The organism is Paludibacterium yongneupense DSM 18731 (assembly GCF_000422925.1).
Taxonomy (GTDB): Bacteria; Pseudomonadota; Gammaproteobacteria; order Burkholderiales; family Chromobacteriaceae; genus Paludibacterium; species Paludibacterium yongneupense.
The window spans coordinates 1-21,951 of record NZ_AUGZ01000023.1; the positions used below are offsets into that span (position 1 = coordinate 1).

Annotated in this window: 23 protein-coding genes; 15 read left to right on the top strand and 8 right to left on the bottom strand. The window is 61.7% G+C overall.

The annotated features are described in order from the left end of the window. The 5 genes from G520_RS24380 to G520_RS0109445 all read right to left on the bottom strand — a co-directional run. On the bottom strand, positions 1 to 207 hold a 207-nt coding region (locus G520_RS24380; protein ID WP_028535435.1), incomplete at its 3' end, for a transposase. Between the two features lie 63 nt (positions 208 to 270). Then, positions 271 to 552 (bottom strand): Arm DNA-binding domain-containing protein, encoded by a 282-nt coding sequence (locus G520_RS0109430; RefSeq protein WP_028535436.1) that lies wholly within the window; start codon positions 550 to 552, stop codon positions 271 to 273. Positions 553 to 727: 175 nt separating this feature from the next. After that, positions 728 to 2,218, bottom strand: coding sequence for a lysine--tRNA ligase (gene lysS, locus G520_RS0109435; RefSeq protein WP_028535437.1), 1,491 nt, complete (start codon positions 2,216 to 2,218; stop codon positions 728 to 730). Between the two features lie 73 nt (positions 2,219 to 2,291). Beyond that, positions 2,292 to 3,396, bottom strand: a protein-coding gene (prfB, locus tag G520_RS22295; RefSeq protein WP_156876914.1) for a peptide chain release factor 2 whose coding sequence is annotated in 2 segments (ribosomal slippage) — positions 2,292 to 3,314 and positions 3,316 to 3,396 — 1,104 coding nt in all. Because the reading frame shifts where the segments join, the coding sequence is not laid out codon by codon here. 141 nt (positions 3,397 to 3,537) lie between these two features. Then, a complete protein-coding gene (locus tag G520_RS0109445) occupies positions 3,538 to 4,518 on the bottom strand; it encodes a malate dehydrogenase (protein WP_028535439.1) in 981 nt (326 codons plus the stop codon). A 206-nt stretch (positions 4,519 to 4,724) separates the two neighbouring features. Between G520_RS0109445 and G520_RS0109450 the strand changes: the two genes are divergently transcribed. From G520_RS0109450 to G520_RS0109515, 14 genes are all read left to right on the top strand, one after another. Continuing rightward, positions 4,725 to 5,462, top strand: coding sequence for a GntR family transcriptional regulator (locus G520_RS0109450; RefSeq protein ID WP_028535440.1), 738 nt, complete (start codon positions 4,725 to 4,727; stop codon positions 5,460 to 5,462). A 195-nt stretch (positions 5,463 to 5,657) separates the two neighbouring features. Then, the gene (sdhC, locus tag G520_RS0109455) at positions 5,658 to 6,032 is read left to right on the top strand and encodes a succinate dehydrogenase, cytochrome b556 subunit (protein ID WP_028535441.1); all 375 of its coding nucleotides are present in this window, start codon (positions 5,658 to 5,660) and stop codon (positions 6,030 to 6,032) included. Then, positions 6,026 to 6,370 (top strand): succinate dehydrogenase, hydrophobic membrane anchor protein, encoded by a 345-nt coding sequence (gene sdhD, locus G520_RS0109460; RefSeq protein ID WP_028535442.1) that lies wholly within the window; start codon positions 6,026 to 6,028, stop codon positions 6,368 to 6,370. Before sdhC ends, sdhD begins: the two co-directional genes overlap by 7 nt. Beyond that, positions 6,370 to 8,136, top strand: a complete 1,767-nt coding sequence (sdhA, locus tag G520_RS0109465; RefSeq protein ID WP_028535443.1) for a succinate dehydrogenase flavoprotein subunit — start codon at positions 6,370 to 6,372, stop codon at positions 8,134 to 8,136. The genes sdhD and sdhA overlap by 1 nt, the downstream gene beginning before the upstream one ends. Before the next feature lie 18 nt (positions 8,137 to 8,154). Beyond that, positions 8,155 to 8,859, top strand: coding sequence for a succinate dehydrogenase iron-sulfur subunit (locus tag G520_RS0109470; protein WP_028535444.1), 705 nt, complete (start codon positions 8,155 to 8,157; stop codon positions 8,857 to 8,859). Then, on the top strand, positions 8,856 to 9,104 hold the full coding sequence (locus tag G520_RS0109475; protein WP_028535445.1) for an FAD assembly factor SdhE: 249 nt from the start codon (positions 8,856 to 8,858) through the stop codon (positions 9,102 to 9,104). Before G520_RS0109470 ends, G520_RS0109475 begins: the two co-directional genes overlap by 4 nt. Before the next feature lie 60 nt (positions 9,105 to 9,164). Beyond that, positions 9,165 to 10,457: a citrate synthase gene (gene gltA, locus G520_RS0109480; protein ID WP_051229298.1), complete on the top strand. Its 1,293-nt coding sequence runs from the start codon at positions 9,165 to 9,167 to the stop codon at positions 10,455 to 10,457. A 108-nt stretch (positions 10,458 to 10,565) separates the two neighbouring features. Further along, positions 10,566 to 13,394, top strand: a complete 2,829-nt coding sequence (locus G520_RS0109485; RefSeq protein WP_028535447.1) for a 2-oxoglutarate dehydrogenase E1 component — start codon at positions 10,566 to 10,568, stop codon at positions 13,392 to 13,394. A gap of 51 nt (positions 13,395 to 13,445) precedes the next feature. Next, on the top strand, positions 13,446 to 14,678 hold the full coding sequence (gene odhB / locus G520_RS0109490) for a 2-oxoglutarate dehydrogenase complex dihydrolipoyllysine-residue succinyltransferase (RefSeq protein ID WP_028535448.1): 1,233 nt from the start codon (positions 13,446 to 13,448) through the stop codon (positions 14,676 to 14,678). A gap of 43 nt (positions 14,679 to 14,721) precedes the next feature. Further along, entirely contained in the window at positions 14,722 to 14,901 is a 180-nt protein-coding gene (locus G520_RS0109495; protein ID WP_028535449.1) for a hypothetical protein, read from the top strand. Between the two features lie 9 nt (positions 14,902 to 14,910). Further along, positions 14,911 to 16,338: a dihydrolipoyl dehydrogenase gene (gene lpdA / locus G520_RS0109500; protein WP_028535450.1), complete on the top strand. Its 1,428-nt coding sequence runs from the start codon at positions 14,911 to 14,913 to the stop codon at positions 16,336 to 16,338. A 74-nt stretch (positions 16,339 to 16,412) separates the two neighbouring features. Beyond that, on the top strand, positions 16,413 to 17,579 hold the full coding sequence (sucC, locus tag G520_RS0109505; RefSeq protein WP_028535451.1) for an ADP-forming succinate--CoA ligase subunit beta: 1,167 nt from the start codon (positions 16,413 to 16,415) through the stop codon (positions 17,577 to 17,579). Between the two features lie 19 nt (positions 17,580 to 17,598). Next, positions 17,599 to 18,486, top strand: a complete 888-nt coding sequence (gene sucD, locus G520_RS0109510) for a succinate--CoA ligase subunit alpha (RefSeq protein ID WP_028535452.1) — start codon at positions 17,599 to 17,601, stop codon at positions 18,484 to 18,486. Positions 18,487 to 18,657: 171 nt separating this feature from the next. After that, on the top strand, positions 18,658 to 20,544 hold the full coding sequence (locus G520_RS0109515; RefSeq protein ID WP_028535453.1) for a methyl-accepting chemotaxis protein: 1,887 nt from the start codon (positions 18,658 to 18,660) through the stop codon (positions 20,542 to 20,544). Positions 20,545 to 20,619: 75 nt separating this feature from the next. Here the strand turns inward: G520_RS0109515 and G520_RS24385 are convergent, their stop codons facing one another. Continuing rightward, positions 20,620 to 21,021 carry a PfkB family carbohydrate kinase gene (locus G520_RS24385; protein ID WP_169449828.1) on the bottom strand — a complete coding sequence of 134 codons (402 nt, stop codon included), beginning with the start codon at positions 21,019 to 21,021 and terminating at the stop codon, positions 20,620 to 20,622. Between G520_RS24385 and G520_RS25210 the strand changes: the two genes are divergently transcribed. Continuing rightward, entirely contained in the window at positions 20,959 to 21,108 is a 150-nt protein-coding gene (locus G520_RS25210; protein ID WP_169449827.1) for a hypothetical protein, read from the top strand. The genes G520_RS24385 and G520_RS25210 overlap by 63 nt on opposite strands. A gap of 16 nt (positions 21,109 to 21,124) precedes the next feature. Here the strand turns inward: G520_RS25210 and G520_RS0109530 are convergent, their stop codons facing one another. Together G520_RS0109530 and G520_RS0109535 are read right to left on the bottom strand one after the other, a co-directional pair. Further along, entirely contained in the window at positions 21,125 to 21,352 is a 228-nt protein-coding gene (locus G520_RS0109530) for a helix-turn-helix domain-containing protein (protein ID WP_028535455.1), read from the bottom strand. 12 nt (positions 21,353 to 21,364) lie between these two features. Beyond that, positions 21,365 to 21,895 carry a DUF2975 domain-containing protein gene (locus G520_RS0109535; RefSeq protein WP_028535456.1) on the bottom strand — a complete coding sequence of 177 codons (531 nt, stop codon included), beginning with the start codon at positions 21,893 to 21,895 and terminating at the stop codon, positions 21,365 to 21,367. Positions 21,896 to 21,951: the final 56 nt, after the last annotated feature.

The following is a 21,951-nucleotide window of genomic DNA, read 5'->3' on the forward strand; positions in this document are numbered from 1 at the left end:
CGCCAGCTTGGCTTCAGCGGGCCAATCCTCGGCGCGATTCTTGTCTCCTGGCACTGCGGCTCCTCCGGCTTTGGCCTGTTTGCGCCAATTGTACAGAGTCTGCTCGGAGAGACCTTCCTGACGTGCCAGCTCAGCCACGGTCATGTTGAAAGGCGGTAACAGCTTCTTGAGTAAGGCCTCACGGCGCTCAGGTGAATAACGTGCCACGACATGGATCTTTCACCGCCCCCGGATGATGAGTTGATTCGATCTGAAGATACGACAACTACCCTAACACCGGGGGTCCTCTTTGCGTTGAGCGTTAGGGTCGATTCCATCCAGAAGCAGGCGGCGTGCCTCGTCTCGCCTCTCCCTGGCCAGCTTCAAGGAAACGTCAGGGTAAACACCAAGGGCAAGGGTTTGTTCTTTACCGGCCCAACGATAGCGAAAGCGCCAGTATTTACCGCCGTTGGAAAGGACGTAAAGCGTCAAGCCCATGCCATCAGACAGCTTCAAGGGTTTCCCGTCTTCGCGAGGGACGGCTTTGTCGACCTGAAGCTTTGTGAGTGCCATCGGGTGCCTGTGGAGTGTGGGTACATTTTTTTGGGGGGGAGCAAAATGTACCCTCAGATGTACCCACAAATATTCCCGGCTCTGGCTGGGTGTGCCCGGACGCGCCGGAATGAAAAAAACCCGCAGCGCCAATGGCGGTGCGGGTTTCGTGGACAAAACCGGACGGTGTCGGAGCTTATTCCGGGCGCATCTGCGGGAACAGGACCACGTCGCGGATGCTGGCCGAATCGGTCAGCAGCATGACCAGACGGTCGATGCCGATGCCGCAGCCGCCGGTGGGCGGCAGGCCGAACTCGAGCGCGCGCACGTAATCGGCGTCATAGTGCATGGCCTCGTCGTCGCCGGCTTCCTTCTGCTGCACCTGCTGCATGAAGCGTGCGGCCTGGTCTTCCGGATCGTTCAACTCGGAGTAGCCGTTGGCGAGTTCGCGGCCGACCATGAACAGCTCGAAGCGTTCGGTGATGCCCGGCTTGCTGTCCGAGGCGCGCGCGAGCGGGGAGACTTCGATCGGGTAGTCGACGATGAAGGTCGGGTTCCACAACTTGGTCTCGGTGCATTCTTCGAACAGCGAGAATTGCAGCCCGCCTATGCCGTCGATCACCACCGGCTTGCCGCCGAGACGCACGATCTCGGCCTTCAGCCAGGCGCGATCGTGCAGTTGCTCGTCGCTGTATTCGGGGTTGTACTTCTTGATCGCTTCGACCACGGTCAGGCGCTCGAAGCGCGACAGGTCGACCGGCTTGCCCTGGTACTGGATGTGCAGTCCGCCCGTGGCCTGGCGGGCCACGCTCTGGATGATGCCTTCGGTCATTTCCATCATGCGATGGTAGTCCGCGTAGGCTTCGTAAAACTCCATCATGGTGAACTCGGGGTTGTGGCGCGTGCTCATCCCCTCGTTGCGGAAGCTGCGGTTGATCTCGAACACGCGTTCCAGGCCGCCGACCACCAGACGCTTCAGGTACAGTTCCGGCGCGATGCGCAGGTAGAGCGGCATGTCGAGTGCGTTGTGGTGGGTGACGAAAGGTTTGGCCGTGGCACCGCCAGGGATCGGGTGCATCATCGGCGTTTCCACTTCAAGATACTGTTCGCCGACCATATAGCTGCGCACGCCCTGCACGATCTGCGAACGCTTGGCGAAGACGTCGCGCGAGTACTCGTTCATGATCAGGTCGAGATAACGCTGGCGATATTTCTGTTCCTGATCGGTCAGGCCGTGGAATTTCTCCGGCAACGGACGCAGGCTCTTCACCAGCAGGCGGATGGAACTGGCCTTGATGGTCAATTCGCCGGTGCGGGTGATGAACAGGGTGCCGCTGATGGCGACGATGTCGCCCATGTCCCAGCGCTTGAATTCATCGTGGCTGTCGCTGCCGACGCCATCGTTGGCGATATAGGCCTGAATGCGGCCGCTGCCGTCCTGCAGCGTCGCGAAGCTCGCTTTGCCCATCACACGTTTAAGCATCATCCGGCCGGCGACGGCTACCTCGATCTGCTCGGCTTCCAGCCCTTCTTTCCCGTCGTACTTGGCGTGCAGTTCGCGCGCGAAATGGCTGCGTTTGAAGTCGTTGGGGAAAGCGATACCTTTTTCGCGGATGGCTTTCAGCTTCTGGCGGCGTTCCGCCACGATCTGGTTTTCGTCCTGGCTCAGAGATGTGTGTTCAGACATAGTCACTCCAATAGCTTCGATAAAGCAGGCGGGGGACGAAGCCCCCGCCTAAAAAGTCCGGGTCTGGCCCGCGCTAGACGCCCTGTTTCAGGCTGGCCTGGATAAAGCCGTCCAGATCGCCGTCCATCACCGATTTGAGGTTGCCGACTTCGAAGCCGGTACGCAGATCCTTGATCCGCGACTGGTCGAAGACATAAGAACGGATCTGGTGACCCCAGCCCACGTCGGTCTTGGTGTCTTCCAGCGCCTGCTTCGCTTCGTTGCGCATTTTCAGCTCGCGCTCGTACAGCTTGGCGCGCAGCATCTGCATTGCCTCGTCGCGGTTGCGGTGCTGCGAACGGTCGTTCTGGCACTGCACCACGATGCCGGTCGGGTTGTGGGTGATACGCACAGCCGAGTCGGTTTTGTTGATGTGCTGGCCGCCGGCCCCGGAGGCGCGGTAGGTGTCGACGCGCAGGTCGGCCGGGTTGATGTCGATGACGAAGGAGTCGTCGACTTCCGGATAGACGAATACGGACGAGAACGAGGTATGGCGCCGGGCATTGGAGTCGAAAGGCGAGACGCGAACCAGGCGGTGTACGCCGGTTTCCGTGCGCAGCAGGCCATAGGCGTAGTCGCCTTCGATTTTCAGAGTGGCGCTGCTGATGCCGGCGACTTCGCCTTCGGACTCTTCCAGAACCTCGACCTTGAAGCCGCGGCGTTCGGCGTAGCGCGTATACATGCGCAACAGCATGCCGGCCCAGTCCTGGGCCTCGGTGCCCCCGGCGCCGGCCTGGATATCCAGGAAGCAGGGGCGCGGGTCCATCGGGTCGTTGAACATGCGGCGGAATTCGAGTTGTTCGACTTCGGCGGCAACGCCGTCGATATCGGCCTGCACCGCGAGTATGGTGTCGTCGTCTTCTTCGCTGCGGCCCATTTCGAACAGCTCGCGGCAGTCGGCTATCGTGCCTTCGATGCGATCGAGCACCAGCACGACGTCTTCAAGCTGCTTGCGTTCGCGTCCCAGGTCCTGGGCACGCTTGGGGTCGTTCCAGATTTCCGGGTCTTCGTTCAGGCGTACAACTTCTTCCAGGCGGTCTCTTTTGCCATCGTAGTCAAAGATACCCCCGAATGTCGGTGGCACGGGATGCCAGGTCGTCCATCCTGGCGGCGATCTGATTGAGGATTTCGACTTCCATCATGTGTATTGACTCCAATGAATTCAGGGTAGGGCGTCGCCAAGCAGGCGCCGCCGTGGAAACACAAAAAGCGCACCCGCAGGGTGCGCTCGGCAGTGTGCCGTCGCCGCGAACGGCGACGGCCGGACCAATTTCTGCGAATCAGCCGAGAAGCGGCGCGATGGTCGCGCGTTCTTCTTCCAGCTCGGCCAGGGTCAGATTCATGCGCTCGCGGCTGAACGCATCGATTTCAAGACCTTGCACGATTCTATACTCGCCATTCTCGCATACAACCGGGAAGCCGTACATCACGCCGGCCGGAATCCCGTAGGAGCCGTCGGAGGGGATCCCCATGGTGACCCATTGACCGTTGCTGCCCAGCCACCAGTCGCGGATGTGGCAGATGGCGGCGTTGGCGGCCGATGCCGCCGACGAGAGTCCGCGCGCCTCGATCACCGCGGCGCCGCGCTTGCCCACGGTGGGCAGGAAGATATCGCGATTCCAGGCTTCGTCATCGATCTGTGCCTTGACGCTCACGCCGTCGGCAGAGGCAAAGCGGTAGTCGGCGTACATCGTCGGGGAGTGATTGCCCCATACCGCCAGTTTTTCGATCGACGCGACCGGCTTGCCCACTTTCTGGGCGATCTGGGTCAGCGCGCGGTTGTGGTCGAGCCGCAACATGGCGGTGAATTGGCGGTTGTCGAGGTCGGGTGCGCTCTTCATCGCGATATACGCGTTGGTGTTGGCCGGGTTGCCCACGACCAGCACCTTGACCTTGCGGTCGGCGTGATCGTTGAGCGCCTTGCCCTGTACTGTGAAGATGGCGCCGTTGGCTTCCAGCAAGTCCTTGCGTTCCATCCCCTTGGAGCGCGGGCGCGAGCCGACCAGAATCGCGATATTGACCCCCTTGAACGCCACGTTCGGATCGTCGCTGGCGGTGACTGCGGTCAACAGCGGAAACGCACAGTCTTCCAGCTCCATGATCACGCCTTTGAGCGCGGCCTGGGCTTGCGGCAGATCGAGCAGTTGCAGGATGACGGGCTGGTCGTGGCCCAGCATGTCGCCACTGGCAATTCGAAACAGCAGACTGTAGCCGATCTGGCCTGCCGCGCCGGTTACGGCGACGCGAACGGGTTGTTTCATGTGACTCTCCTTGTCGTATGGTGTCGCAGCCCTGTCAGTACCGTTGGTGTAGTCCTGATTTATTCATTTCGCAAGCGTTGTCAGGGCGTCGGATTACGCCTGTGAAATGATTATGACGCGCGGCCGATGAAAAAAACAACCATGTCTTGTGTCTTATATAAGACTGACCTTTACGCTTGATTTTTTTGGTGTTACAACAGAAAGCGATGAACACGAACCCGCTGCGGCGCCAGCCGCTTTATGCCCAGATCAAGTCCCGGCTCTTGCTGCGCATCGGCGCGGGCGAATGGTCGTCGACCGAGCCGCTGCCCAGCGAGTGGGAGCTGGCGTCCGAAATGGCCGTCAGCCAAGGAACGGTGCGTAAAGCGCTCAACGATCTGGTCGCGGCCGGGGTGCTTTTCCGGCAGCAGGGGCGCGGCACGTTTGTCGCCGATCCGGTTGACGACTGGGGGCGGGCGGCCCTGGTTTTTCCCGGCGATTTCGAAGGAAAACCCGAGCCGCTGGCGCAGGAACTGCTCAGTTGTTCGCGTGTCCATGCCGGAGAAGATGTAGCGCGGGCGCTACAGATTCGACGCGGGGCTCCCTTGTTTCGCGTTCGTCTGCTGTGGAGACAGCGATCGCAGGTGGCTGCGCTGGACGACGCCTACCTGCCCGAAGAGGCATTCGAAGGCATGGACGCGCGCTGGATCCGTCAGAGCGGCGGCGTGTACGCCACCCTGCAGCGCCGTTTTGGCGTACGCGTCCGTATCGGCTCCGAGCAGATGCAGGCGGCGAGCCTGCCGCGCGAAGAAGCCGGCATGCTGGGCGCGATGGCGGAACAGCCGGTGCTGGTGGTGTTGCGGCTCACGCATTCGATGGACGGCATGCCGGTTGAATGGCGCCAGCGCTTCTGCCTGACCGGCAAGTCGGCCTACTCCTGCGGCGCCTTGTGCGCTGCAGTATAGAAGCTGCTATTCGACCGGCCGAAGCAGGAATATTTGCTAGAATTCAGTAGTCATATTGCTGGTGGGGGATTTCAGCAATGTGGCATGCCGGGAGCGTAAACCGCCCGCGATCAGAAAAGAGGCGGTTGCGCTGTGGGGCTTGACGTCACGAGCCCGTTAGAACCGACTGGTTCACAAACATCCAAGGAAAGCCATATGCAGAAGCAACGCCCGAAATACCTGGATCTGGGCAAGATCAGGCTGCCGGTGCCCGGCATCGTCTCGATCCTGCACCGGGCCAGCGGAGTGGCCTTGTTCTTTTCCATTCCGCTGCTGATTTATCTCTTGCACGGTTCATTGTCCTCGGCCGACTCTTTCGAGACCTATCGCGCCGTCGTCGCCTTTCCGCTGGTCAAACTGATACTGCTCGGCTTGTTGTGGGCTTTTCTGCATCACGCCTGTGCCGGTATCCGCTTTCTGTTCCTCGACATGCACCACGGCCTGGAACTCGCGACCGCCCGCGCCACGGCCAAGACCGTGCTGGCGGCGAGCATCGCCCTGACTGTGATCGTGGGAGTGTCGCTATGGTGAACCGCATTGTCGTCGGCGCGCACTACGGCTTGCGCGACTGGCTGCTGCAACGCATGACCGCCGTGGTCATGCTGGTCTACACGCTGGCTCTGGTACTGTTGTTGCTGGTGTTGCCGTCGGGTTACGAAACCTGGAAGGCGCTGTTTGCGCAGACTTGGGTTCAGGTGCTGACCCAGACCACTGTACTGGCCCTGTTGCTGCATGCCTGGGTCGGCATGCGTGATCTGTGGATGGACTATGTGACGAGTGCGGGCGTCCGCCTTCTGCTGCATACGTTCACCGTGGTGTGGCTGGTTGCCTGTTTCATTTATTCCGTCAAAGTAGTCTGGGGGCTGTGATGGGTGTGCCTGTTCGTCGTTTCGATGCAGTCATCGTAGGGGGCGGCGGCGCGGGTTTGCGCGCGGCGCTGCAATTATCCGAATCCGGCCTCAAGACCGCGGTTCTGTCCAAGGTATTCCCGACCCGTTCGCACACGGTGGCGGCGCAGGGCGGCATTTCCGCCTCGCTGGGCAATGTGCAGGAAGACCACTGGGAATGGCATATGTACGACACCGTCAAGGGGTCGGACTGGTTGGGGGACCAGGATGCCATCGAGTATATGTGTCGCAAGGCGCCGGAGGCCGTGATCGAGCTCGAGCACTTCGGCATGCCGTTCGACCGTCTGGAAAACGGCAAGATCTATCAACGCCCGTTCGGCGGCCATACCCAGCACAACGGCAAGACGCCGGTGCAACGCGCCTGTGCCGCGGCCGATCGTACCGGCCATGCCATGTTGCATACGCTCTACCAGCGCAATGTGCGTGCGAATACCCAGTTTTTCGTCGAGTGGATGGCGCTGGACCTGATTCGCGATGCCGATGGCGACGTCGTCGGGGTGACGGCGCTGGAGATGGAAACCGGCGAGATCTACATCTTTCACGCCAAGGCGGTGCTGTTTGCCACGGGCGGCGCCGGCCGCATCTATTCGGCGTCGACCAATGCCTTCATCAACACCGGCGACGGTCTGGGCATGGCGGTGCGCGCCGGCCTGCCGCTTGAGGACATGGAGTTCTGGCAGTTCCATCCGACCGGCGTTGCCGGTGCCGGGGTTCTGATCACCGAAGGGGTGCGCGGCGAGGGCGGCATTCTGCTCAACGCAGACGGCGAGCGCTTCATGGAGCGCTATGCTCCCAATCTGAAGGACCTGGCCCCGCGCGATTTCGTTTCGCGCTCGATGGAACTGGAAGTGCTGGAAGGGCGCGGCTGCGGTCCGCACAAGGACTACGTGCTGCTCAAGCTCGACCATCTTGGCCCCGACATCATCAATCAGCGCCTGCCGGGTATCCGTGAAATTGCGATCAAGTTTGCTGGCGTCGATCCGATCAAGGATCCGATTCCGGTCATTCCGACCTGTCATTACATGATGGGCGGGATTCCGACCAACTGGCGCGGCGAAGTCGTCATGCCCAAGGGCGGCGATCCCGAGTCCCGCGTCAACGGCTTTTACGCCGCCGGCGAGTGCGCGTGCGCCTCGGTGCACGGCGCCAACCGCCTCGGCACCAACTCGCTGCTCGATCTGGTGGTCTTCGGCAAGTCGGCCGGCGACCATATGATTGACTATATCCGTGGCGAAATGCCCGACTGGAAGCCGTTGCCGGCCGATGCGGCCGGCCCGTCGCTCGCGCGCATCGCGCGCCTCGACAACCAGACCGGCGGCGAAGACGTGGCCGAGGTGAGGGCGGCCATGCAGCGCACCGTACAGTCGCGGGCAGGGGTGTTCCGCAACGCCGCCAATATGGCGCTGGGGGTCGAAGAGATCGCCGCTGTCGCCGAGCGCGCCAAGTTCACGCAGATCAAGGACAAGTCCAAGGTGTTCAACACCGCGCGCACCGAGGCGCTGGAGCTGGACAATCTGATCGAGATCGCGGTGGCCACCCTGGTGGCGGCCGATGGGCGCAAGGAGTCGCGCGGCGCCCACGCTCACGACGACTTCCCGCATCGCGATGACGAAAACTGGATGAAGCATTCGCTGTTCTTCGGCGAAGGGCGCCGGATGGAATACAAGCCGGTGCATACCCGCCCGCTGACGGTGGACTATATTCCGCCGAAAGAGCGCACCTTCTGACCGGCCCGGAGACCAGACATGGCAACCATTCGTTTTTCGATCTACCGCTACAACCCCGAGGCCGATGCCAAGCCGTATATGCAGGACTACGAGATCGAGCTCGGGCCCAAGGACATCAAGCTGCTCGATGTCATCAACAAGCTGAAGGCGATGGACGACACCCTGTCCTTCCGTCGTTCCTGTCGCGAAGGCATCTGCGGTTCGGATGCCATGAATATCAACGGCAAGAACGGGCTCGCCTGCATCACTAATGTCGCCGACCTGTCGCAGCCGGTGACGCTGCGTCCGTTGCCCGGTCTGCCGGTCATACGCGACCTCATCGTCGACATGACGCAGTTTTTCAAGCAGTACCACTCGATCAAGCCGTATGTGATCAATGACAGCCCGCGTCCCGAGCGCGAGCGTTTGCAGTCTCCGGAGCAACGCAAGGAGCTCGACGGCCTGTACGAATGCATTTTGTGCGCATGCTGCTCGACCTCCTGCCCGTCGTTCTGGTGGAATCCGGACAAGTTCGTCGGTCCGGCCGGTCTGCTCGCCGCCTACCGCTTCATCGCCGACACCCGCGATGAAGCGACCAGCGAACGGCTGGACAATCTGGAGGATCCTTATCGCCTGTTCCGTTGCCACACCATCATGAATTGCGTCGACGTCTGCCCGAAGCATCTGAATCCGACCCGGGCCATCGGCAAGATCAAGGACTTGATGGTCAAGCGCGCGATATGAGCGACTTCGATCCTGTCGAAATGAAACGGATGCGCTGGCGCTCGCGCCGCGGTCTGCTGGAACTGGACCTGGTGCTGGAACGCTTCCTTGCGCGGCGTTTCGATACTTTGACCGGCGACCAGTTGCTGGCCTACCGGACGCTGCTCGATCTGCCTGACACCGACTTCCTTGAGGTCGTCAACGGCAAGGTCGATCTGGACGCGCCGGAATTGATGGAAATCGTGGACATGCTGCGCGCGATCTGAACGATGCGCGCTACGACAACAACGATTACAACGACCATAAACCTGACTGGGAGTAGTAGCGTGGAAACCAAGCACAATGTGACGCTCGCATACAACGATGGCAAAAGCACCCAGGATCTGCCGGTACTGGAGGGAACGCTGGGACCGGACGTCGTCGATATCCGGGCTTTTTCCAAGACCGGAATGTTCACCTTCGATCCCGGCTATCTGGCTACGGCCAGCTGCGAATCCAAGATCACCTTCATCGACGGGGATCTCGGGCAGCTCTACTACCGCGGCTACCCGATCGAGCAACTGGCGGAGAGCTCCGACTATCTGGAGACCTGCTATCTGCTGATGTACGGCGAGTTGCCGACGCCCGAGCAGAAGACCCAGTTCGAATACATCATCTCGCATCATTCGATGGTGCACGAACAGCTGTCCAGTTTCTTCAAGGGCTTCCGTCGCGATTCGCATCCGATGGCGATGATGGTGGGTGTGGTCGGCGCCTTGTCCGCTTTCTATCAGGACAGCCTCGATATTTCCAATCCGGAGCACCGCCGCGTTGCGATGTACCGTTTGATCTCCAAGATTCCGACCATTGCGGCCATGTGTTTCCGCTACTCGATCGGTGCGCCGTTCATGTATCCGCGCAACAATCTGTCGTATAGCGCGAACTTCCTGCACATGATGTTCGCGACGCCGTGCGAACCGTACGATCCCAACCCGGTGCTGGTTCGCGCGCTCGATCGCATCCTGATCCTGCATGCCGACCACGAACAGAACGCGTCGACCTCGACCGTACGCCTGGCCGGCTCGTCCGGCGCGAACCCGTTCGCCTGCATCGCAGCGGGGATCGCCTGCTTGTGGGGGCCCGCGCATGGCGGCGCCAACGAAGCCGTGCTCAAGATGCTCGACGAGATCGGCTCCGAGGACAACATCGAGGAATTCATCCAGGGCGTGAAGGACAAGCGCTATCGTCTGATGGGTTTTGGCCACCGCGTCTACAAGAATCACGATCCGCGTGCCGCCATCATGCGCGAGACCTGCCATGAAGTGCTGACCGAGCTGGGGCTGCACGACGATCCCAAGTTCAAGCTTGCGATGGCGCTGGAAAAGATCGCGCTGGAAGATCCCTATTTCGTTGAACGCAAGCTCTACCCGAACGTCGACTTCTACTCCGGCATCGTGTTGTCAGCGCTGGATATCCCGGTCTCGATGTTTACCGTGATTTTCGCGCTGGCCCGCACCGTCGGCTGGATCAGCCACTGGAACGAAATGATCTCGGACCCGCAGCAGAAGATCGGCCGCCCGCGCCAGCTCTATACCGGCTCGGTGCGACGCGACTACGTGCCGCTCGACAAGCGCGGCTGATGCGACGCGCGGCCGGGACGCCCCGGCCGCGCACGCTCCGGCAAGGGAAGGCGCCCCTTGCCAGAGCGTTTCTGTGCACGCTGAAACACCTCAACGAAGGATTGAACAATGATGCAAGCCATGTACAGTCATTCCTACCTGTTCGGTGGAAATGCACCGTTCATCGAGGAATTGTACGAACAGTACCTCGCTGATCCGGCCACGGTGACCGACGAGTGGCGCCACTATTTCGACCGGCTCGCGCAGGCGCCGGGCGCAGCCGAGCGCGATGTTCCCCACCTGCCGATTCAGGAATCATTTATCCAGCTGGCGAAAAAACCGTCGCCCGGACAGCGGACCAGCCCGGCGGCCGAGTTCAGTTCGATGCAGAAGCAGGTCGGCGCGCTCAAGCTGATCGCCGCGCACCGCGTACTCGGCTCGCGCCAGGCCAATCTCGACCCGCTGCACCGCATGGACCAGAAGCCGGTTCCCGAGCTCGAGCTCGCCGCTCACGGTCTGACCGACGCCGATATGGCGCTGCAATTCAATACCGGCACGCTGATCGGCCCCGACCGCCTGCCCTTGTCCGAGATACTGGCGCGCGTCAGACAGACCTATTGCGGCAATATCGGCATCGAGTTCATGCATATTGCGAACTCGGAAGAGAAACTCTGGGTGCAGCAGCGTTTCGAAAGTGAACTGTCGACGCCGCGTTACGATGCCGCGACCAAGCGCCGCATCCTGAAACAGATCACTGCCGCCGAAACGCTGGAACGCTACCTGCATACCAAATATGTCGGGCAGAAGCGCTTTTCGCTGGAAGGCGGCGAAAGCGCGATTGCTTCGCTCGAGCATCTGATTCTGAACGGCACCCGCCTCGGGGTCGAAGAACTGATCATCGGCATGGCCCATCGTGGCCGACTCAATGTTCTCGTCAACACGCTGGGCAAGCTGCCGCGCGATCTGTTCGCCGAATTCGAAGGCAAGGCCGCCACGGCGTTGGCTTCGGGCGACGTGAAATACCACATGGGCTTCTCCAGCGACATTCCGACGCCGAACGGTCCGATGCATGTCTCGCTGGCATTCAATCCTTCCCACCTCGAAATCGTCAATCCGGTGGTCGAAGGCTCGGTGCGCGCTCGCCAGGAAAGGCGTGGCGATAGCGAACGGCGTCAGGTGGTGGCCGTGCTGATCCATGGCGATTCTGCCTTCTCCGGCCTCGGCGTCAATCAGGGCACGTTCAATTTGTCGCAGACACGCGGTTATGGCACCGGCGGCACGATTCACCTGGTGATCAACAACCAGGTCGGTTTCACCACCTCCGACAACCGCGATATCCGGTCGACTCTCTATTGCACCGACGTCGCCAAGATGGTCGATGCGCCGATTTTCCACGTCAACGGCGACGATCCTGAAGCGGTCTGCTTCGTTACCGAGATCGCGCTCGATTACCGTATGCGGTTCAAGAAAGACGTCGTCATCGACCTCATCTGCTATCGCAAGCTCGGGCACAACGAGGGCGACGATCCCTTCCTGACGCAGCCGATGATGTACAAGAAAATCGCCAAGCATCCGGGCGTGCGCACCCTGTACGCCGAACGCCTGGTGAGCGAGGGGGTGCTGACGGCGGCCGATGCCGAAGCGATGATCCGCGCGTATCGCGACGCACTGGACAAGGGCGAGCACGTCGAGCAGACCGCGCTGACCAATTACAAGCGCGAGCACGCGCTCGACTGGAGCGCCTATGTCGGCACCCACTGGGCGCACCCGACCGACACCTCGCTGCCGCAGGCCGATATCGTGCGCCTGACCGAGAAGTTCACGGCGGTACCGGCCGGGTTCAAGCTGCATCCGACCGTGGAAAAAGTCCAGAATGCGCGCCGCGCGATGGCTGCCGGCACGCAGAATGTCGATTGGGGCATGGCCGAGACGCTTGCCTATGCTTCGCTGGTGACCAGCGGCTATCGCGTCCGCCTGTCGGGCGAGGATTCCGGGCGGGGCACCTTCTCGCACCGCCATTCGGTGCTGCACGACCAGAATCGCGAACGCTGGGACCAGGGCGTCTACGTTCCCTTGCGTAATATGTCGGAAAACCAGGGCGACTTCCTGGTCATCGACTCCATCCTCAACGAAGAGGCGGTGCTGGCTTACGAGTATGGCTATGCCTGCTCTGCACCGGACCAACTCGTGATCTGGGAGGCCCAGTTCGGCGACTTCGCCAACGGCGCTCAGGTGGCGATCGACCAGTTCATCACCTCCGGCGAGACCAAGTGGGGGCGTCTGTCGGGTTTGACCCTGCTGCTTCCGCACGGCTACGACGGGCAGGGGCCCGAGCACTCGTCGGCCCGGGTCGAGCGCTGGCTGCAACTCTGCGCCGAACATAATATCCAGGTGGTGATGCCTTCCGAGGCCGCGCAAATGTTCCATATGCTGCGCCGTCAGGTGCTGCGCCCCTACCGCAAGCCGCTGATCATCTTCCTGTCCAAACGCCTGTTGCGTTTCAAGGAGTCGATGAGCCCGATCGAGGCGCTGACGACCGGCAGCTTCCGGCCCGTGATCGGCGATACGGCCGTGCAGGAGCCAAAGAAGGTCAAGCGCGTGCTGCTGTGCGCAGGACAGGTTTATTACGATCTGTTCAATGCGCGCCGCGATCGCGAGCTGGAGAAGGATATCGCCATCGTGCGCATCGAGCAGCTGTATCCGTTCCCGACCGAGCAGCTGGCGGCCGAGCTTGCGCGCTTCTCGCAGGTCAAGGACGTGATGTGGGTACAAGAAGAACCGAAAAACCAGGGGGCGTGGTATCAAATCCGCCACCGCGTGGAGGGGCTGCTCTCGCCCAAGCAGGTCTTGAATTTCGCCGGACGGCCATCGTCCGCGTCGCCCGCTGTCGGGTATATGAGCAAGCATGTCGCTCAGCTCAAGGCATTTATCGAAGACGCGCTCACCTTCGCGCGCTAGACGGACAGAGAAGAGAGGGGCTCCCGGGGGAGTTCCGTCATGGAGAAGAACATGCTGATTGAAGTTAAAGTCCCGCAGTTGCCGGAATCGGTCTCCGAGGCCACTTTGATGACCTGGCACAAGAAGGTAGGGGAGTTTGTCAAGCGCGACGAAAACCTGATCGACCTCGAAACCGACAAGGTCGTGCTGGAGCTGCCGGCGCCGCAGGCCGGGGTCATCGTCTCCATCGTCGCCGACGATGGCGCAACCGTCGTGTCGGGGCAATTGCTGGCGACGCTGGATACCGAGGCGCAGGCGGGTACGGTACAAACCGCGGCTCCGGCAGCGGCGGCGGTTGTCACGGCCCCCGCTGCGGCCGTCGCGATGCCGGCGGCGGCCAAGCTGGCCGCCGAAAGCGGAGTCGATGTCGCGGCCGTGGCCGGCAGCGGCCGTGGCGGTCGCGTGCTCAAGGAAGATGTAAAAGCGGCGCTCGATGCGCGGCCTCCGGTTCAGGCCGGTCCGGTACTGGCCGCCGCGGCGCCTTCTGCCGGTGGCGCGCTGGCCAGCACGCCTGCCACCCCCAATGCCGCAGCCATTTTCGCCGATCGACCGGAACAGCGAGTGCCGATGTCGCGCCTGCGCCAGCGCGTTGCCGAACGCCTGATCATGTCGCAGCAGACCAATGCGATCCTCACCACCTTCAACGAAGTCAATATGAAGCCGGTGATGGATCTGCGCACTCGCTACAAGGAAAAGTTCGAGAAGGAGCACGGCGTCAAGCTCGGCTTCATGTCCTTTTTCGTCAAGGCCGTCGTCGCGGCGCTGAAGAAATTCCCGGTGGTCAACGCCTCGGTCGACGGTAACGATATCATCTACCACGGCTACTTCGACATCGGCATCGCCGTCGGCAGTCCGCGCGGCTTGGTGGTTCCCATCCTGCGCGATGCGGATCGCATGTCGATCGCCGAAATCGAAAAGCAGATCGCCGATTTCGCGGTCAAGGCGCGCGAAGGCAAGCTGTCGCTCGATGATCTGACCGGAGGCACATTCTCTGTCACCAACGGCGGCACCTTCGGCTCCATGATGTCGACGCCCATCATCAATCCGCCGCAATCGGCCATTCTCGGCATGCATGCCACCAAGGAACGTGCCTGGGTGGAAAACGGCCAAGTCGTCGTGCGTCCGGTAATGTATGTGGCGCTGTCCTACGATCACCGTATCATTGATGGACGCGAAGCGGTCCTGGCATTGGTAACGATCAAGGATCTGCTCGAGGATCCGGCACGGCTGATTCTCGATTTGTAATCGACGCCGGGGTTCGCCCCGGCGGTTTTACCCGGAACATGCAATGATTCCCGAATCCTGGTACGGCCCTTTGTTTATCGGCGGCGGTGTGTTGATGCTGGTATTGGGGTTCACCCGCCGCCGCGATGTGCCGGGGGCGGTATTTTCCCGTTATTCCCGCCTGGCCATAGGCGTGGTGATGATCGCTTACGGCGTACTGCAGATGCTGGGCGTCGCCAAATAGGGGAGTGCAATGAGTCAACAGTTTGACGTAGTCGTGATCGGCGCGGGGCCTGGCGGTTATATCGCCGCCATCCGCGCGGCGCAACTGGGCCTGTCCACGGCCTGCATCGATGCTTTCAAGGGCGCTGACGGCAAGCCTGCGCTTGGCGGGACCTGCCTCAATGTAGGCTGCATCCCATCCAAGGCCCTGTTGCAGTCTTCGGAGAACTACCATGCGCTTACGCATGATTTCGCTGCGCACGGCATTACGGTCAAGGGTAGCCAGTTCGACGCGGCCGCGATGATCGCCCGCAAGGACGGTATCGTGAGCAAATTGACCACGGGCGTGGCCTTTCTGTTCAAGAAGAACAAGGTCGCGAGTCTTCACGGCGTCGGACGTCTGCTCGGCCGCCAGCAGGAAAAATGGCAGATCGAGGTCCGGAATGGCGATGCGGTCGAGCTCGTGGAAGCCGGGCACGTCATTGTCGCGACCGGCTCGCCCCCCCGCCCGCTGGCGGGCTTCGACGTCGATAACGACACGGTTCTCGATAACGCGGGGGCTCTGGCGCTGACCGCCGTTCCCAAGCGTCTCGGGGTTATCGGGGCGGGCGTCATCGGACTGGAAATGGGGTCGGTGTGGAAGCGGCTGGGGTCGGAAGTGACCATACTGGAAGCCGCGCCGACCTTCCTGGGGGCCGCCGACGCGCAGCTGGCCAAGGAGGCGTTCAAGACCCTGACACGCGATTCGGGGCTCGATATCCGCCTCGGCGTCAAGTTGGGCGCGCTCAAGCGCGGGCGTGATCTCGCCATCGGCTACGAACAGGACGGCAAGGCCGAAACGCTGAAGGTCGACAAGCTGATCGTGGCGGTCGGGCGGGTGCCCAATACCGAGGGGCTGGGTGCGGATGCGGCCGGCCTCAAACTCGACGAACGCGGCTTTGTCATGGTTGACGAGTTCTGCCACACGAGCCTGCCCAATGTCTGGGCCATTGGCGACGTCGTGCGCGGGCCCATGCTCGCACACAAGGCCTCGGAAGAGGGAGTGGCGGTCGCCGAGCGCATCGCCGGCCAGAAGCCGCATCTCGATTTCAACAGCATCCCGTGGGTGATTTACACTTCGCCCGAGATCGCCTGGGTCGGCAAGACCGAAGAGCAATTGAAGGCGGCGGGAGTCGAGTACCGCAAGGGCTCGTCCAGCTTTGCCCCGAACGGCCGCGCTCTGGGCCTCGGACAGGCGCAGGGCAATGTCAAGGTTCTTGCCGATGCCAAGACCGACCGTATTCTCGGCGTGCATGTGATCGGGCCGATGGCGTCGGAGCTGATCGCCGAAGCGGTGCTGGCGATGGAATTCAAGGCGTCGAGCGAAGATGTTGCCCGCACCGTGCATGCCCATCCCAGTTTGTCCGAAGTGCTGCACGAAGCGGCGCTGGCGGTCGATAAACGCGCCTTGCACGGGTGACGCGGGCGCAACCCATACGGATAGCCGACGCCGGTCCCGGGACCGGCGTTCATTCCATCGAAAGGAATAGTTAGATGAACCTGCACGAATACCAAGCCAAAGAGCTGCTGGCCAAGTACGGCCTGCCTGTGCAACAGGGCATTCTGGCCTCCAGCGCTGAAGAGGCGGCTGCGGCATTCGACCAACTCGGCGGCAAGTTTGCCGTCGTCAAGGCGCAAGTCCACGCCGGCGGCCGCGGCAAGGCAGGCGGAGTCAAAGTGGTCAAGAGCCGTGCCGAAGCGGCCGACGTCGCCTCCGCGCTGATAGGTCGGCATCTGGTGACCTATCAGACCGATGCGGCCGGGCAGCCGGTCAATTCGGTATTGGTGTGCGAAGACATGTACCCGGTCGAGCGCGAGTTGTATCTGGGCGCCGTCATCGACCGCAGCAGCCGCCGTGTGACCTTCATGGCCTCCACCGAAGGCGGCGTCGAGATTGAAAAGGTCGCTGCGGAAACGCCGGAAAAAATCCTCAAGGTTACAGTCGACCCCCTGGTCGGCATGCAGCCGTGCCAGGCGCGCGAAGTCGCTTTTGCGCTGGGGTTGGCGGGCGATCAGATCGCCGCCTTTACCAAGCTGATGCTGGGCGCCTATCGTGCTTTCGTCGAAAACGATTTCGCACTGTTCGAAGTCAACCCGCTGGCGCTGCGCGCCAATGGCGAGCTGGCCTGCGTCGACGCCAAGATCAATCTCGATTCCAACGCGCTGTTCCGTCATGGCGCACTGGCCGCGCAACGCGACAAGAGTCAGGAAAACGAACGCGAACTCAAAGCGTCCGAATTCGATCTCAACTATGTCGCGCTGGACGGCAATATCGGTTGCATGGTCAACGGCGCCGGCCTGGCCATGGCGACCATGGACATCATCAAGCTGTATGGCGGCCAGCCTGCCAATTTTCTCGATGTCGGCGGCGGCGCCACCAAGGAACGGGTGATCGAAGCGTTCAAGCTGATTCTTGCCGATCCTTCGGTGAAGGGTGTGCTGATCAATATCTTCGGCGGCATCGTGCGCTGCGACATGATCGCGGAAGCCATCATCGCTGCGGTGAAGGAAGTCAATGTCACCGTGCCGGTGGTGGTGCGCCTGGAAGGCAACAATGCCGAAGCCGGTGCCGCCCTGCTCGCCAAGTCGGGCCTGGCCCTGATCCCCGCCGACGGCCTGTCCGATGCGGCCCAGAAGATCGTGTCCGCCGTCAAGGCCTGACCAACACAGGAGTCAAATAATGAGCGTACTTGTAAACAAAGACACCAAAGTGCTGGTTCAGGGTTTCACCGGCAAGAACGGCACCTTCCACGCCGAACAGTGCCTGGCCTATGGCACGCAGATTGTGGGCGGCGTTACCCCGGGCAAGGGCGGCAGCCTGCATCTGGGCAAGCCGGTATTCAATACCATGAAGCAGGCGGTGCGCGAAACCGGTGCCAACGCATCGGTGATTTTCGTTCCGGCCCCGTTCGTGCTGGACTCCATCGTCGAAGCGGTCGATTCCGGCGTCGAATTGATCGTATGCATCACCGAGGGCGTGCCGACGCTGGACATGCTCAAGGCCAAGCGCTACATCGAAACGACCGGCGGCGTGCGCCTGATCGGGCCGAACTGCCCTGGAGTGATTACGCCCGATGAGTGCAAGATCGGCATCATGCCCGGGCATATCCATCTGCGCGGTCGTATCGGCATCGTATCCCGCTCCGGCACACTGACCTACGAGGCCGTTGCGCAGACCACGCGTCTGGGCCTGGGCCAGTCCACTTGCATCGGCATCGGCGGCGATCCTATCGCCGGAACCAACCACATCGATGCGCTGCAATTGTTCCAGGACGATGCGGAAACCGAAGCCATCATCATGATCGGCGAGATCGGCGGCACGGCGGAAGAAGAAGCCGCCGAATTCATCCGCTCCAATGTGACCAAGCCTGTCGTCGGTTATATCGCGGGCGTCACCGCGCCCAAGGGCAAGCGTATGGGCCATGCGGGGGCGATCATCTCAGGCGGCAAGGGTACCGCCGAAGAAAAATTTCTGGCTTTCGAAAAAGCCGGAATCGCCTACACGCGCAGCCCGGCCGAGCTGGGTACGACCATGCTGGACCTGCTGAAGAGCAAGGGCATGGCGTAAGGCGCCATTGCCCAACAGAGCCGCTGTCCTGCCGGGACGGCGGCTTTTTTTATTCAAGCCTTTGAAATAAAAACTAAAACATGGACTCATGTTGAATTGTCATATTTCGACGTTATAGATAAGAGACGCAATATGGGATAATGCGTTCACAAAATCTGGAATTTGGACACAATGCGAACAATACGAAGCAAGCTTTCTTTCCTGATCGTTCTGGCCATGCTGCTGGGCATCGTCAGTGTGACGGTGATTGCCAGCCTGAATCTGAAAGCCATGGCGTATCAGGATGTCCAGGCCGAGCTGGATCAGGTTTCCAGCAGCCAGTCCTTGCTGATTACGCAGTGGTTGAGCGGGCACCGCGCCGTGATCAACGCGGCGTTCAAGCGCGCGGCGGATGCCGATCCGGTGCCGGCGCTGCAATCGCTGGCCGATGCCGGCGGCTTCACCCAGCTTTATGTCGGCGATGCCGCGAGCAAAGACATGGTGTACTCGATTCCGGGCAAGAAAAAGCCGACGCCCGAATATGATCCGGCCTCGCGCGGCTGGTTCAAGCAGGCGCAGTCGCAGGGAAGCGGCGATGTGATCGTTACCACGCCGTATAAGGCGGCCAGCGCCGAAATCAAAGAGCTGGTCGTGACCCTGGCGCGCAAGATCAGCGATCAGAAAGTCATCGGCGGCGACATCATGATCGGCGATATGACGCGCGCGGTGCTGAGCACCAAGCTGGCCGGCAGTGGCCACGCCTTCCTGATGACGCGCGATGGCAAGATCATCGCCTATCCGCAGCCCGGGTTTGAACTCAAACCCGTGAGCGATCTCGCCCCCGCGCTCGATTCCACGCGCGTGCAAGCGCTGCTGGACGATGGTCATGCCGGCGCGGTCGACATCCAGGGACATGGTTATCTGCTGAAGCTCACGGCGCTGGCGGGCAGCGACTGGGTGCTTGGCGTCGCCGCCGACAAGGCCGAGGTCGATGCGCCCTTGTCGCGGCTGGTCATGCTGGTTTCCGGCGCGGCGCTCGCCATCCTGGTCCTGGTGGCCTCGACGACGACCGTCTATCTACGCCATCTGTTGGGCGGGCTGTTGCTGGTGCGTGACGGTATGCGTGAAATTGCGCAGGGCGAAGGCGATCTTACGCGCCGCATCGAGGTCGTCGGCAACGACGAGGTGGCCGAAACCGCGGCGGCCTTCAATAGTTTCGTCGGCAGCCTCAATACCATGTTCCAACAGCTGCGTACCGAAGCCGTGAGCCTGAGCGAAGGCGTGATCGACGTCAGCCGTACCGTCGACGAGGTGGCCGTGCGCTCGAACACCTTGGCCGATATCTCCAGCACCAATGCCGCGGCGATCGAGCAGGTCACGGTCAGCATTGCGCATATCGCGGATGCGGCCAACAGTACCGATGAACTGGCCCGTACCGCCGGTGACGATACCGACGCCAGTGCCGGCAAGATGGAACGCATCAGTGCCGAGATCAGCCATTCATCGAGTTCGGTGGCCGAACTGGCCGGCTTGCTGGGTTCGCTGGAGCAGCGTTCGCATGAAATCAGCAAGATCACCCTGGTGATCAGCGATATCGCCGATCAGACCAATCTGTTGGCCTTGAACGCCGCCATCGAGGCGGCGCGCGCAGGCGAGCAGGGACGCGGGTTCGCCGTCGTGGCCGACGAGGTGCGCAAGCTGGCCGAGCGTACCGGCAAGGCGACCGTTGAAATCACCGCCATGGTCGAAAGCATCATCGGCGAGACCAGCCGCACGGTGTCGAACATGCAGCAGACGGTCACGGCGGTCGATTCGGGCGCCGCCATGACTAACGAGGCGCGCAGGCACCTGGAGAAGATTTCGAGCGGCATGCGCCAGGTGATCGATAACATCGGCGCTATCGCCCTGTCGACGCGCGAGCAGCATAACGCGGCGACCTCGATGGCGCAGAGCACCGAATCCATCAACAATGAAATCCTGACCACGGATGCGATGCTTCAGCACGCGCGCGATACGCTGGGGCAGTTGGGCTCGGTCGCGCGTGCGATGCAGGATGCGTTCGCCCGCTTCCAGCTGTAAGTGCCTTGCCTGAGTCGAAAACGACAACGCCCCGCATGCGGGGCGTTGTCATGAACGTGACGCTGTACGCGTATGTCATGCGGCAGGGGGTAGGGCGACCGCCCGGCCATCCGCCATCGTGCCCGCGGCAGTGCGCTGCAGCAGTGCCCCGACCGCGGCTGCGGACAGATGCGGGTGGCAGTTGTCGTGGCAGGTCAGCGTCATCGCTGCACAAGCCAGTGCGAAACGCACGGTATCGACGAAAGGGATGGCATGCAAGAAACCGTAGGCGAGCCCGGCCATCAATGCATCGCCGGCACCGTTGACACTGACCACGTCGACCGGCAGGGCATCCATCCAGCCGGCCTCTCCGTCGCTGCTGTAGTAGACACCATAGGCGCCCAGGCTCAGTACTATCCGGACCACACCGGCGCGGTGAAACCATTCGGCAACGGCGGGAGCGTGCTCGCGCGAGCCGAAAGGCCGCCCTGGGAGCACCGCCTGAATGCCGCCCGCGAGGCCATCGTCGCCGGACGGCTGCGCGTGGTCGACTACCGGCGCGACAACCGCTGTCCGCTGCCCTGAACACCCGGAGCGGCGCTCAGGCCTGGGGGCCGCGCTGCCCGTCGTCTTCGAAGGCGAGAATGTCTCCGGGCTGGCAATCGAGCACGCGGCAGATCGCTTCCAGCGTGGAAAAGCGGATCGCCCGCGCCTTGCCGTTTTTCAGTATGGACAGATTGGCTTCGGTGATGTCGATGAGTCGTGCCAGTTCGCCCATCCGCATCTTGCGTCCGAGCAGCAGCCGGTCCAGTTTTATCGCGATGCTCATTGCTGTTGTCTTTCAGACCGTCAGGCTGTTGTCTTCGTAGTGCCGGCGCGCCATTTCCATCACATGGGCGATGGCCAGCAGCGCCAGGCCAAGGAACAGCAACATGACTTCGACATTGCCCAGGCCGAAGCTGATCTCGCGCTGGCCTGGCGGGTTGCGCCATGTCAGCGCCAGCGATTGCAGGGCATCGGAGAGCGGCGACAAGGCGACCGAGGCAATGAACAGGCCGCCCAGCCGGCGCAGGCTGGCGGTATGGCGCAGCGAGAAAAAGCTGCCCTTGCGGTACAGATCGAACAGCCGCAGCAATTGCCAGATGGCGGCCATCACCAGCAGTTGAAGCGGCAGCCCGCTGGCAAAGCCGGCGACGCGCTGATAGGGGGTCAGTTGTGGTGTCGGGCAATTCGACATCGCTCCCGGCAGGGAGGGAGAGGCCAATAGAAACCAGTTGGCGGCAAACAGCAGGGGGACAGAGAGCAACAACAGCCAGAAGGCCAGATACAGCCGCTGGCTGAAGCGCTCGATCGGGACAAGGCTTGCGGGCATGACGTAACTCCTCACTGGGAAATTAAGCCCAGCTTAGGCGCTATCATATCGTTAGT

Coding starts and splice junctions, on each gene's coding strand:
- G520_RS0109470 (WP_028535444.1), top strand. CDS start 8,155: ATGGCAACCATTCGTTTTTCGATCTACCGCTACAACCCCGAGGCCGAT.
- G520_RS0109485 (WP_028535447.1), top strand. CDS start 10,566: ATGATGCAAGCCATGTACAGTCATTCCTACCTGTTCGGTGGAAATGCA.
- lysS (WP_028535437.1), bottom strand. CDS start 2,218: ATGTCTGAACACACATCTCTGAGCCAGGACGAAAACCAGATCGTGGCG.
- G520_RS0109450 (WP_028535440.1), top strand. CDS start 4,725: ATGAACACGAACCCGCTGCGGCGCCAGCCGCTTTATGCCCAGATCAAG.
- sdhD (WP_028535442.1), top strand. CDS start 6,026: ATGGTGAACCGCATTGTCGTCGGCGCGCACTACGGCTTGCGCGACTGG.
- G520_RS0109530 (WP_028535455.1), bottom strand. CDS start 21,352: ATGAGCATCGCGATAAAACTGGACCGGCTGCTGCTCGGACGCAAGATG.
- sucD (WP_028535452.1), top strand. CDS start 17,599: ATGAGCGTACTTGTAAACAAAGACACCAAAGTGCTGGTTCAGGGTTTC.
- G520_RS0109515 (WP_028535453.1), top strand. CDS start 18,658: ATGCGAACAATACGAAGCAAGCTTTCTTTCCTGATCGTTCTGGCCATG.
- G520_RS0109430 (WP_028535436.1), bottom strand. CDS start 552: ATGGCACTCACAAAGCTTCAGGTCGACAAAGCCGTCCCTCGCGAAGAC.
- sucC (WP_028535451.1), top strand. CDS start 16,413: ATGAACCTGCACGAATACCAAGCCAAAGAGCTGCTGGCCAAGTACGGC.
- G520_RS0109495 (WP_028535449.1), top strand. CDS start 14,722: ATGATTCCCGAATCCTGGTACGGCCCTTTGTTTATCGGCGGCGGTGTG.
- G520_RS0109535 (WP_028535456.1), bottom strand. CDS start 21,895: ATGCCCGCAAGCCTTGTCCCGATCGAGCGCTTCAGCCAGCGGCTGTAT.
- lpdA (WP_028535450.1), top strand. CDS start 14,911: ATGAGTCAACAGTTTGACGTAGTCGTGATCGGCGCGGGGCCTGGCGGT.
- G520_RS0109445 (WP_028535439.1), bottom strand. CDS start 4,518: ATGAAACAACCCGTTCGCGTCGCCGTAACCGGCGCGGCAGGCCAGATC.
- G520_RS0109475 (WP_028535445.1), top strand. CDS start 8,856: ATGAGCGACTTCGATCCTGTCGAAATGAAACGGATGCGCTGGCGCTCG.
- sdhC (WP_028535441.1), top strand. CDS start 5,658: ATGCAGAAGCAACGCCCGAAATACCTGGATCTGGGCAAGATCAGGCTG.
- odhB (WP_028535448.1), top strand. CDS start 13,446: ATGCTGATTGAAGTTAAAGTCCCGCAGTTGCCGGAATCGGTCTCCGAG.
- sdhA (WP_028535443.1), top strand. CDS start 6,370: ATGGGTGTGCCTGTTCGTCGTTTCGATGCAGTCATCGTAGGGGGCGGC.